This window comes from Streptococcus pseudopneumoniae, from assembly GCF_001068775.1.
Taxonomy (GTDB): Bacteria; Bacillota; Bacilli; order Lactobacillales; family Streptococcaceae; genus Streptococcus; species Streptococcus pseudopneumoniae_N.
Genome location: NZ_JWAJ01000043.1, coordinates 1 through 10,721 on the forward strand (window position 1 = coordinate 1; position 10,721 = coordinate 10,721).

At 40.7% G+C, this 10,721-nt stretch carries 12 protein-coding genes; 10 read left to right on the forward strand and 2 right to left on the reverse strand.

The annotated features are described in order from the left end of the window. Positions 1 to 137 precede the first annotated feature (137 nt). From ADF68_RS01535 to dnaJ, 8 genes are all read left to right on the forward strand, one after another. Positions 138 to 458: a PadR family transcriptional regulator gene (locus tag ADF68_RS01535; RefSeq protein WP_049548348.1), complete on the forward strand. Its 321-nt coding sequence runs from the start codon at positions 138 to 140 to the stop codon at positions 456 to 458. After that, positions 458 to 1,033, forward strand: coding sequence for a DUF2812 domain-containing protein (locus ADF68_RS11610; RefSeq protein ID WP_049548349.1), 576 nt, complete (start codon positions 458 to 460; stop codon positions 1,031 to 1,033). The genes ADF68_RS01535 and ADF68_RS11610 overlap by 1 nt, the downstream gene beginning before the upstream one ends. Positions 1,034 to 1,054: 21 nt before the next feature. Next, complete coding sequence (locus ADF68_RS01545; protein WP_049548350.1) at positions 1,055 to 1,567, forward strand: DUF2812 domain-containing protein; 513 nt, start codon at positions 1,055 to 1,057, stop codon at positions 1,565 to 1,567. A gap of 161 nt (positions 1,568 to 1,728) precedes the next feature. Further along, positions 1,729 to 2,763 carry a heat-inducible transcriptional repressor HrcA gene (gene hrcA / locus ADF68_RS01550; RefSeq protein ID WP_049548351.1) on the forward strand — a complete coding sequence of 345 codons (1,035 nt, stop codon included), beginning with the start codon at positions 1,729 to 1,731 and terminating at the stop codon, positions 2,761 to 2,763. 26 nt (positions 2,764 to 2,789) lie between these two features. Beyond that, positions 2,790 to 3,305, forward strand: a complete 516-nt coding sequence (grpE, locus tag ADF68_RS01555) for a nucleotide exchange factor GrpE (protein WP_049548352.1) — start codon at positions 2,790 to 2,792, stop codon at positions 3,303 to 3,305. Positions 3,306 to 3,681: 376 nt separating this feature from the next. Beyond that, positions 3,682 to 5,505 carry a molecular chaperone DnaK gene (gene dnaK / locus ADF68_RS01560; protein ID WP_049548353.1) on the forward strand — a complete coding sequence of 608 codons (1,824 nt, stop codon included), beginning with the start codon at positions 3,682 to 3,684 and terminating at the stop codon, positions 5,503 to 5,505. A 246-nt stretch (positions 5,506 to 5,751) separates the two neighbouring features. Next, positions 5,752 to 6,384 carry a DJ-1/PfpI family protein gene (locus ADF68_RS01565; RefSeq protein ID WP_049548354.1) on the forward strand — a complete coding sequence of 211 codons (633 nt, stop codon included), beginning with the start codon at positions 5,752 to 5,754 and terminating at the stop codon, positions 6,382 to 6,384. A 267-nt stretch (positions 6,385 to 6,651) separates the two neighbouring features. After that, a complete protein-coding gene (gene dnaJ, locus ADF68_RS01570; protein ID WP_001066325.1) occupies positions 6,652 to 7,788 on the forward strand; it encodes a molecular chaperone DnaJ in 1,137 nt (378 codons plus the stop codon). 294 nt (positions 7,789 to 8,082) lie between these two features. Here the strand turns inward: dnaJ and ADF68_RS01575 are convergent, their stop codons facing one another. Next, positions 8,083 to 8,370 (reverse strand): hypothetical protein, encoded by a 288-nt coding sequence (locus ADF68_RS01575; RefSeq protein ID WP_049548355.1) that lies wholly within the window; start codon positions 8,368 to 8,370, stop codon positions 8,083 to 8,085. Positions 8,371 to 8,379: 9 nt separating this feature from the next. Then, the gene (locus ADF68_RS01580) at positions 8,380 to 8,790 is read right to left on the reverse strand and encodes an HIT family protein (RefSeq protein ID WP_049548356.1); all 411 of its coding nucleotides are present in this window, start codon (positions 8,788 to 8,790) and stop codon (positions 8,380 to 8,382) included. Positions 8,791 to 8,857: 67 nt separating this feature from the next. On the opposite strand from ADF68_RS01580, the gene ADF68_RS01585 reads away from it, so the two are divergent. After that, a complete protein-coding gene (locus ADF68_RS01585) occupies positions 8,858 to 9,589 on the forward strand; it encodes an ABC transporter ATP-binding protein (protein WP_049548357.1) in 732 nt (243 codons plus the stop codon). Beyond that, positions 9,586 to 10,635, forward strand: coding sequence for an ABC transporter permease (locus ADF68_RS01590; RefSeq protein WP_049548358.1), 1,050 nt, complete (start codon positions 9,586 to 9,588; stop codon positions 10,633 to 10,635). Before ADF68_RS01585 ends, ADF68_RS01590 begins: the two co-directional genes overlap by 4 nt. The last annotated feature ends 86 nt before the right edge of the window (positions 10,636 to 10,721 follow it).

The window sequence follows — 10,721 nt, forward strand, 5'->3', positions numbered from 1 at the left end:
TGGCTGGTAATTTGGGCTTATAGCCCTGGGGCAAACCACCCGTTAGACGGGTGGTTATGATTGCAAATTATATCGAGGTATGATATATTTTATATAACGAGGTGCGATATATCGAACTGAATAGGAGGTGGTTGTAAATGGAATTAACAGATAAGGTTCGTCGAGTTTATCTTCCGATGACGGAAACAGGCTTTTATATCTTGTTCTGTCTGCAAAAGGAAGGTCATGGTTATAGTATTACTCAAAAGGTCAAGGAGATGACGGATTCGCAAGTTTCGATTAGTCCTGGGACTATGTATGGAACCTTGTCAAAGATGGAAAAGGATGGTTTGATTTCCTTTGTCCGCGAAGAGGAAAAGCGTAAAATCTATCAGATCACAGACTTGGGACGCAAAGTTTTAGAGACTGAGTTGAAACGTATTGAGCGGCTCTATAGAAACAGTCGGGAGGAGCTTTGATGGAAAAGAAAGTTGTTTATCGGATTTGTACCATTGCAGATTATGATAGAGAGGCTCTCTATCTCGGGGGAATGCATGCTCAGGGCTGGAAACTTAAGGAAGTAACCTACTCTAACTTAGTAGTTGCGGTTAAGTATACTTTTGAAAAGTGCCAACCAGAGCAGGTGTCTTATCAGTTGGACTTTTATCCTATGAAAAAGTCAGAGAGAGCCTCCTATTTACAACTATTTAAAGACTGTGGTTGGGAGCATATTACAAACTTTAATGGGTTTTCCTACTTTAGAAAAGCACATTCTGAAATTGAGTCGGATGCGGAGTTTGAAATTTATAACGACGTGGCCGGGAAGTTAGCTATGGTCAAACGGATTTTAACGAGGCGGATGCTTCCTATTTTGCTTCTCTTTTTAGCTCTACTACCGGTTTTCACAAAGTTTGTCACTGGAGGTAGTTCTTTCAGTTGGGAAATGTTTTTGATTGTTATAATCGATGGAGTTTTATTGATAGTCCATGCGATTCAGATTTCTTATATTTTTTGGAGATTGAGTCAAAAGTGGAAAGAATTATCTGATAAATAAAACCATTTTGGAGGTTAGACAATGAATAGCAAAGTACAATTTCAAATGTTTACCATTTTTGATTTGGATAAGGTAGAAGATTATTTGCATGAGATGCATTTGAAAGGTTGGAAATTTAAATCGAATCGTTTTGGCTTTTTCTGTTTTGACCAATGCCGACCAGATGATGTGATTTACCGTGTGTGGAATACTAGCTATCTTAGAAAAAATGAGGTAGATTTACAAAGTATTAAGGATAGAGGATGGGAATTTGTGGAAAATTGTTCTTATTCTGTTTTTCGAAAAGCAACTTGTGATGTAGATTTAAATGATCAATCTTTCATGGACAATCGTCTTCGATGGGCTGATGTGAAATCTAGACTTCGTACATCTACAGTTTCTATCTCTGGCGGTCTAGCTATTTGTATGAGCTTGTTTCGCGAAAATCTCTCTCAGTCTTTCTTCCTTATTTTTGCCCTTTATGCCCTCATGATTTTATATCTAATCTATAGTTTTTACAGACTTAAAAAGAAATATCTTGAGAATGTAAGATGATTTTCTAGGTCCTCAGACTGATTTTTAGCATTCTTGGTAAAAGAGTGCTAATTTTTTGAGTTTTTGTCTTGACATTCTTTTCTAAGGGTGTATAATAGAATCATGAGTTAGCACTTGGAGGTTACGAGTGCTAAAAAGATCTATCAGAGAGGAGTAGCGAGATGGTTACAGAACGTCAGCAGAATATTTTAAATCTGATTATTGACATCTTTACCAAAACGCACGAACCTGTTGGATCCAAAGCCTTGCAAGAGTCTATCAACTCTAGTAGTGCTACCATTCGAAATGACATGGCGGCTTTAGAAAAGCAAGGTTTGCTTGAAAAGGCACATACTTCCAGTGGTCGGATGCCGAGTGTAGCTGGATTTCAATACTATGTCAAACACTCCTTATCCTTCGACCGTTTAGCTGAGAATCAAGTTTATGAGATTGTAAAAGCCTTTGATCAGGAATTCTTCAAACTTGAGGATATTCTTCAAGAGGCAACGAGAATCTTGGCAGACTTGAGTGGTTGTACGGTTGTAGCACTGGATGTTGAACCAAGTAGGCAGAAGTTGACAGCTTTTGATATTGTTGTCCTTGGACAACATACAGCACTGGCAGTTTTTACGCTTGATGAGTCTAGAACAGTTACCAGTCAGTTTTTGATTCCGAGAAATTTCTTGCAGGAGGATTTAAATCGCCTCAAGACCATGATTCAAGAGCGTTTCCTGGATCAAACTGTTTTGGATATTCATTACAAGATTCGGACAGAGATTCCGCAAGTTATCCAACGTTACTTTACAACAACGGATAACGTTATGGATCTCGTCGAGCATATATTCAAAGAAATGTTCAATGAAAATATCGTGGTTTCTGGGAAAGTCAATCTTTTGAATTTCGCTAATCTAGCAGCCTATCAATTCTTTGATCAGCCACAAAAGGTAGCTTTGGAAATTCGAGAAAATCTGATTGGCGACCAGATGCAAAGTGTCCGAGTTGCGGATAGCCAAGAATCTTGTCTTGCTGACTTAGCAGTGATTAGCAGTAAGTTCCTGATTCCCTATCGTGGATTTGGAATTCTTGCGATTATAGGTCCAGTTAATCTGGATTATCAACAATTGGTTAATCAACTTAATGTTGTCAATCGAGTTCTAACCATGAAGTTGACGGATTTTTACCGCTATCTTAGCAGTAATCACTATGAAGTGAATTAAAATTGAAATCATTAAAGGAGGCGAAAATGGCCCAAGATATTAAAAATGAAGAAGTAAAAGAAGAGGAAGTTGTTGAAACAGCTGAAGAAACAAGACCTGAAAAGTCTGAATTGGACTTGGCCAATGAACGTGCCGAGGAATTTGAAAACAAATACCTTCGTGCCCATGCAGAAATGCAAAACATTCAGCGCCGTGCCAACGAAGAGCGCCAACTCTTGCAACGCTATCGCAGCCAAGATTTGGCAAAAGCTATCTTGCCATCACTCGATAACCTCGAACGTGCCCTTGCCGTCGAAGGGTTGACAGATGATGTGAAGAAGGGCTTGGAAATGGTCCAAGAAAGTTTGGTACATGCTCTGAAACAAGAAGGTATCGAAGAAATCGCAGCTGATGGCGAATTTGACCATAACTATCATATGGCCATCCAAACTCTCCCAGCAGACGATGAACACCCAGCAGATACCATCGCACAAGTATTCCAAAAAGGTTACAAACTCCATGACCGCATCCTAAGACCGACTATGGTAGTCGTGTATAACTAGGCGGTAAGTCAGAAATCTGTGATTTCGTTGACGCACCCCCGCAAGGGTGATTAGGCTGGTCACAAGCATTTGCGAAGTGAACTGCCAATCAGCTACTGCGTATAATTTCGACTTCTCGTGTCGCAATTTACATAATAAAAACCTTGTCCGAAACGACACTAAACTATGAAGAAAGATAAAAAATTATTCAGCTTTGCAATAGTGAGCGAAGCGAACCATTGGCGATACTCTTCGCCGTGGCGCTATTTGCGCAAACTTTGAGACCTTAGGCTCAAAGTTTAGTCAAAGAGATTGACGAAGTCAAGCTCTGACGGCGCAGCCACCTAAGAAGAGTATCAAAAAGAAAAAAGAGAAAAAATAACAAGGAGAAAAACACATGTCTAAAATTATCGGTATTGACTTAGGTACAACAAACTCAGCAGTAGCAGTTCTTGAAGGAACTGAATCAAAAATCATCGCAAACCCAGAAGGGAACCGTACAACTCCATCTGTAGTCTCATTCAAAAACGGAGAAATTATCGTTGGTGACGCTGCAAAACGTCAAGCAGTTACAAATCCAGATACAGTCATCTCTATCAAATCTAAGATGGGAACTTCTGAAAAAGTCTCTGCAAACGGAAAAGAATACACTCCACAAGAAATTTCAGCTATGATCCTTCAATACTTGAAAGGTTACGCTGAAGAATACCTTGGTGAAAAAGTAACGAAAGCAGTTATCACAGTTCCAGCTTACTTCAATGATGCTCAACGTCAAGCAACAAAAGACGCTGGTAAAATCGCTGGTCTTGAAGTAGAACGTATCGTCAACGAACCAACTGCAGCAGCTCTTGCTTACGGTTTGGACAAGACAGACAAAGAAGAAAAAATCTTGGTATTTGACCTTGGTGGTGGTACATTCGACGTATCTATCCTTGAATTGGGTGATGGTGTCTTTGACGTATTGGCAACTGCAGGGGATAACAAACTCGGTGGTGACGACTTTGACCAAAAAATCATCGACTACTTGGTAGCAGAATTCAAGAAAGAAAACGGCATCGACTTGTCAGCTGACAAGATGGCTCTTCAACGTTTGAAAGACGCAGCTGAAAAAGCTAAGAAAGACCTTTCTGGAGTGACTTCAACTCAAATCAGCTTGCCATTTATTACTGCTGGTGAAGCTGGACCTCTTCACTTGGAAATGACTTTGACTCGTGCTAAATTCGACGATTTGACTCGTGATCTTGTAGAACGTACAAAAGTTCCAGTTCGCCAAGCCCTTTCAGATGCAGGTTTGAGCTTGTCAGAAATCGACGAAGTGATCCTTGTCGGTGGTTCAACTCGTATCCCTGCCGTTGTTGAAGCTGTTAAAGCTGAAACTGGTAAAGAACCAAACAAATCAGTGAACCCTGACGAAGTAGTGGCTATGGGAGCTGCCATCCAAGGTGGTGTGATCACTGGTGATGTAAAAGACGTTGTCCTTCTTGACGTAACGCCATTGTCACTTGGTATTGAAACAATGGGTGGAGTCTTCACAAAACTCATCGACCGCAACACAACAATTCCAACATCTAAATCACAAGTCTTCTCAACTGCAGCAGACAACCAACCAGCCGTTGATATCCACGTTCTTCAAGGGGAACGCCCAATGGCAGCAGATAACAAGACTCTTGGACGCTTCCAATTGACTGATATCCCAGCTGCACCTCGTGGTATCCCACAAATCGAAGTAACATTTGACATCGATAAGAACGGTATCGTATCTGTTAAGGCCAAAGACCTTGGAACTCAAAAAGAACAAACAATTGTTATCCAATCTAACTCAGGTTTGACAGACGAAGAAATCGACCGCATGATGAAAGATGCTGAAGCGAACGCTGAAGCAGATAAGAAACGTAAAGAAGAAGTAGACCTTCGTAACGAAGTAGACCAAGCTATCTTTGCGACTGAAAAGACTATCAAGGAAACTGAAGGTAAAGGCTTCGATGCAGAACGTGATGCTGCACAAGTTGCCCTTGATGATCTTAAGAAAGCTCAAGAAGACAACAACTTGGACGAAATGAAAGCAAAACTTGAAGCCTTGAACGAAAAAGCTCAAGGACTTGCAGTTAAACTCTACGAACAAGCCGCAGCAGCCCAACAAGCTCAAGCAGGAGCAGAAGGCGCACAAGCAACAGGAAACGCAGGCGATGACGTCGTAGACGGAGAGTTTACGGAGAAATAAGATGCAAAGCCCGTTAAAACCTCACAGTGAAAATAGGAAATCTGACGCAGAAACTTTAGTTTCTAGAAAGATTTATCTTTTTCACCAAGAGGTTAGGGCGTGCTCAATTTAGTTGAAACTCAATTCAGCCTTACTAGTTCAAAAACATAGTATAATCGACTTTGTTTTTGAACGTCGTAATGATAAGAAGAAATCCAGAGGTTGCAACCCAGCCTCTGTTTTTCGGTAAAATAGAGGATGTTGCGTATGAAAAAAGTACTTTGTATCATTTATCCTAATTTTTCTCTTTATGAGATAACCACTTTAACAAGTACTTTAGCCCTGTCTTTTGACGTAACAATTGATTATGTGGCTTCAGAACATTCGATAGTTATATCTGAGGATGGCTTACCCTGTCAACCGACCAAAACATTGGATCAAATCCGTATAGAAGAGTATTCTTGTGTGATTTTGCCAGGAATGGTTAACATTGGCCCTGCTCTACAGGATGAAAAATTGATATCGTTTTTGAGAGGTCTTGGTGAGCAAGATGTCTTAATTGCAGCCATTTCTTCAGCGCCACTTTTATTGGCGAAAGCAGGCTTGTTGAAGGACACGAAATTTACAGGTGGAATTTGGCAAAACTTCTTTGACTATTTTGAATTTCTTCCACGTGAGAATTTCCAATCCAAACTGGTTGTTCAAGATAAAAATATCATTACGGCTATAGGCTTTGCGCACCAAGAGTTTGCAAGAAAAGTGATTCTAAGTTTAGGGTTGGCAGAGAATACGGACAACTATTTTAAAGAAAAAAAAGAGTACTCTGAAGAGGATTTGTTATTTACTCTATCAGATGAAGAGTTTGATCAAGTGAAGCAAAGTATAGAAAACACCCTCTAAAGATTTACATAAAAATTATATAAAGGAACAAAGAGTGTTTGGGAAATTGTAGCCGAGCTCTGAAGTTTCTTACTCAATATAAAAGAAAGGAATTGAACCCGACCTACATCGAGGTTTGATTTACAACATCAATAGAAAGGACAAAGAGTGTTCGGGGAATTGAACCCGAGCGGAAAGCTTGGAAATTAGATAAACCGTCTAAGAAATCAGGATTTCTTGTGGGTTTCCTAAATTTCAGTCGCTTTCTGTCCGCTCTTAGTATCTTGTATGAACAATACTGAATTTTACGACCGTTTGGGCGTTTCGAAAAATGCATCTCAAGATGAGATCAAGAGGGCCTATCGGAAATTATCTAAAAAATATCACCCAGATATCAACAAGGATCCTGGTGCTGAGGACAAGTACAAGGAAGTTCAAGAAGCTTATGAAACTTTGAGCGATGAACAGAAACGTGCTGCCTATGATCAATATGGTGCTGCTGGTGCCAATGGTGGTTTTGGTGGTGCTGGCGGTTTCGGAGGCTTCGACGGAGCAGGTGGCTTTGGCGGATTTGAAGATATCTTCTCAAGCTTCTTTGGTGGTGGCGGTGCATCACGTAATCCAAACGCCCCTCGTCAAGGTGACGACCTCCAGTATCGCGTTCATTTGACTTTTGAAGAAGCTATTTTTGGTACAGAAAAGGAAGTCAAATACAATCGTGAGGCAAGTTGTCGTACTTGTAATGGGTCTGGTGCTAAACCTGGAACAAGTCCAGTCACTTGTGGACGCTGTCATGGTTCAGGTGTGATCAATGTTGATACCCAAACACCTCTTGGTATGATGCGTCGCCAAGTAACCTGTGATGTCTGTCATGGCCGTGGTCAAGAAATCAAAGATCCATGTACAACCTGTCATGGAACTGGTCATGAAAAACAAGCCCATAGCGTACACGTAAAAATCCCTGCTGGTGTGGAAACAGGTCAACAGATCCGCCTAGCTGGTCAAGGTGAAGCAGGATTTAACGGTGGACCATATGGTGACTTGTACGTGGTGGTTTCAGTTGAAGCTAGTGATAAGTTTGAACGTGAAGGAACCACTATCTTCTACAATTTGAATCTCAATTTTGTTCAAGCAGCACTTGGTGATACAGTAGACATTCCTACAGTCCATGGTGATGTAGAATTAGTCATTCCAGAAGGAACTCAGACTGGTAAACGATTCCGTCTACGCGGTAAAGGTGCGCCTAGCCTTCGTGGTGGTGCCCTTGGTGACCAATACGTTACTGTCAATGTCGTGACTCCAACAGGCTTGAACGAACGACAAAAAGCAGCCTTGAAAGAATTCGCAGCTGCAGGTGATCTAAAAGTCAATCCAAAGAAAAAAGGCTTCTTTGACCATATTAAGGATGCCTTTGAAGGAGAATAAAGCATAAAGTAAAAAGAGCCGTTGGGCTCTTTTTGTTTGTAGATTTTTAAGACTTTCCTTAGGTAATGACGGACGGTAGCGACCTCTTTGAAGTTCCATACCTAAACTTTGAGCCTAGGTCTCAAAGTTTCCGAACACCTGAAACCAAACTGTTTCAGGTGTTTTCATTACGGCGGAAAGTCTGGGAAAGCATTCGATTTGGTTATGAAATGGTGAATGAGTTGCCTAAATTATGATGTATAGTTGATGGGATATAACTTGTTTACGTTTTAAAAAAGAGCCGTCGGGTTCTTTTTACTTATCTTCAAGTTCCTGCATTTCTTTTATCACAGCTAGTCTAGTTTGGATATCCCTTTCTAAGACTTTAAACTTATAGGTCAAATCTTTTTGATATTCCTTGATGAGTTCTTTTTGTTGGTCGATAATTTGCAGGCTATCTTGGATGATATCCAAGTCATCCTTAATGGCTTCAACGCGATCAGTAGTATCTAGAACTTCTTCAGTGATAGCTTGGCGATTCTTAACGAGGAGGTATGAACCGACTGCAGAGCCTGCAAAAAGTAGTAAATTTGATAGTTTCATAGTGACTCCTTAAGCGTTTTTGATTGTTTCAGCGACTTGAGCAAGTTTGTCGAAGTCTGGTTCATGTGCGATAAAGTCAATTTTTAGGTCGTCATCTGCACCATAACGAGGAACTAGATGGACATGGGTATGAAAAACGGTTTGTCCAGCGACTTCTTCGCAGTTGGCGATGATATTCATACCTTCAGCTTTGGTAGCTTTCATGACTTTTTGAGCAATCTTTGGTACTTGGGCGAAAAGTTGGCTAGCACTTGTAGCATCCATTTCTAAAAGATTGCGGTAGTGTTCTTTTGGTACGACCAAGGTGTGACCAGGTGTTACTTGTGAGATATCAAGGAAGGCAAGAACTTGATCATCTTCGTAAACCTTTGATGCGGGAATCTCCCCTGCGATAATTTTACAAAAAATGCAATCTGACATAAAATCTACCTCTACTGTATTGAATTTTGATATAATATAGCTACATTATACCAGATTTGGAGAAAATATGTTAGAAATTAAAAACCTGACAGGGGGCTATGTTCATGTCCCTGTCTTGAAAGATGTGTCCTTTACAGTCGAAAGTGGACAGTTGGTCGGTTTGATTGGTCTCAATGGTGCAGGAAAATCAACGACCATCAATGAAATTATTGGACTTTTGACACCTTATAGTGGAGAAATAAACATCGACGGACTAACTTTACGTGACAATCCTCGAGAATATCGTCAGCAGATTGGTTACATTCCTGAAACTCCTAGTTTGTACGAGGAATTGACTCTCAGAGAACATATCGAGACGGTTGCTATGGCTTATGGTATTGAGCAGAAAGTAGCTTTTGAGCGAGTAGAATCCTTGTTAAAAATGTTTCGTTTGGACCAGAAATTGGACTGGTTCCCTGTTCATTTTTCAAAAGGGATGAAGCAGAAGGTCATGATTATCTGTGCTTTTGTAGTGGATCCGAGTCTCTTTATCGTCGATGAACCTTTCCTTGGTCTTGATCCCTTGGCTATTTCTGACTTGATTCAGCTTCTGGATCTTGAAAAGAAAAAAGGGAAGTCTATCCTCATGAGTACCCACGTTCTTGAATCTGCTGAAAAAATGTGTGATTCTTTTGTTATTCTTCACAAAGGTCAAGTGAGAGCTAAAGGGGATCTTGAAGAGTTGAGACAAGCTTTTGCTATGCCTCAAGCAAGTCTCAATGATATCTATTTGGCTTTGACCAAAGAGGAGGACCGATGAAAGACTTGTTTCTAAAGCGAAAGCAGGCATTTCGTAAAGAGTGTGTCGGTTATCTGCGCTATGTGCTCAATGACCATTTTGTCTTGTTTTTACTGGTCTTGGTAGGTTTTCTAGCCTATCAGTATAGTCAACTGCTCCAGCATTTTCCTGAGAATCACTTACCAATCCTAGGTTTAATTGGGATTGTCTCTGTTTTACTCTTACTTTGGGGTGGGATAGCGACCTATGTGGAAGCGCCTGATAAGCTCTTTCTCTTAGTAGCTGAAGAAGAAGTAAGAGAACATATCCAAAAGCACAGCCTAGTTTCCTTCATCTTTTGGGTTAGTGTACAGACTCTCTTTTTGCTTCTTTTTGCCCCTCTATTTTTAGCCATGGGCTTGGGCTTAGGAGTTTTTGGTGTTTATGTTCTTCTTTTGGGAGTCGGGAAATATTTCCTGTTTCAGAAAAAGGCTGGCAAGTTTTTTAGTGCAAATCATCTTGACTGGGACTATGTGATTGCCCAAGAAAGTAAACGCAAGCAGTTCTTGCTTCGCTTCTTTGCCCTCTTTACCCAAGTCAAGGGAATTTCAAACAGCGTCAAGCGTCGTGCCTATCTAGACTTTATTCTTAAAGTTGTTCAGAAGGTGCCGAGCAAGATCTGGCAGAACCTCTATCTTCGTTCTTATCTGCGAAATGGAGACCTCTTTGCCCTCAGCCTTCGTCTCCTCTTCCTATCCTTGCTGGCGTTGATCTTTATCGAGCAAGCTTGGATAGCCGCAGCAGTAGTGGTTTTATTTAACTATCTCTTGCTCTTTCAGTTGCTGGCCCTCTATCATGCCTTTGATTACCAATATTTGACCCAACTTTTCCCGCTAAACAAGGGACAAAAGGAAAAAGGGTTACAGGCAGTTGTCCGAGGATTGACTGGTTTTGTTTTATTGGTTCAACTGCTAGTTGGGTTGATTACCCTCCAAGAAAAACTAGCCCTTTTAGCTCTCCTTGGAGCTGGATTGGTCTTACAAATTTTGTATCTCCCTTATCAGGTGAAACGCCAGATGCAGGATTAAATCTTATAAGGTTAGAAAAAAATGAGGTTGGGACAAAAGATCCCGACCTCACTTTTTATTAGCAATCAAACTTTGACGCGGTAGCT

What these genes read in the sequence shown, in the direction of transcription:
- dnaK (WP_049548353.1), top strand. Translation starts at nt 3,682, where the DNA reads ATGTCTAAAATTATCGGTATTGACTTAGGTACAACAAACTCAGCAGTA.
- ADF68_RS01565 (WP_049548354.1), top strand. Translation starts at nt 5,752, where the DNA reads ATGAAAAAAGTACTTTGTATCATTTATCCTAATTTTTCTCTTTATGAG.
- ADF68_RS01575 (WP_049548355.1), bottom strand. Translation starts at nt 8,370, where the DNA reads ATGAAACTATCAAATTTACTACTTTTTGCAGGCTCTGCAGTCGGTTCA.
- ADF68_RS01545 (WP_049548350.1), top strand. Translation starts at nt 1,055, where the DNA reads ATGAATAGCAAAGTACAATTTCAAATGTTTACCATTTTTGATTTGGAT.
- ADF68_RS01580 (WP_049548356.1), bottom strand. Translation starts at nt 8,790, where the DNA reads ATGTCAGATTGCATTTTTTGTAAAATTATCGCAGGGGAGATTCCCGCA.
- grpE (WP_049548352.1), top strand. Translation starts at nt 2,790, where the DNA reads ATGGCCCAAGATATTAAAAATGAAGAAGTAAAAGAAGAGGAAGTTGTT.
- ADF68_RS01535 (WP_049548348.1), top strand. Translation starts at nt 138, where the DNA reads ATGGAATTAACAGATAAGGTTCGTCGAGTTTATCTTCCGATGACGGAA.
- ADF68_RS11610 (WP_049548349.1), top strand. Translation starts at nt 458, where the DNA reads ATGGAAAAGAAAGTTGTTTATCGGATTTGTACCATTGCAGATTATGAT.
- hrcA (WP_049548351.1), top strand. Translation starts at nt 1,729, where the DNA reads ATGGTTACAGAACGTCAGCAGAATATTTTAAATCTGATTATTGACATC.
- ADF68_RS01585 (WP_049548357.1), top strand. Translation starts at nt 8,858, where the DNA reads ATGTTAGAAATTAAAAACCTGACAGGGGGCTATGTTCATGTCCCTGTC.
- dnaJ (WP_001066325.1), top strand. Translation starts at nt 6,652, where the DNA reads ATGAACAATACTGAATTTTACGACCGTTTGGGCGTTTCGAAAAATGCA.
- ADF68_RS01590 (WP_049548358.1), top strand. Translation starts at nt 9,586, where the DNA reads ATGAAAGACTTGTTTCTAAAGCGAAAGCAGGCATTTCGTAAAGAGTGT.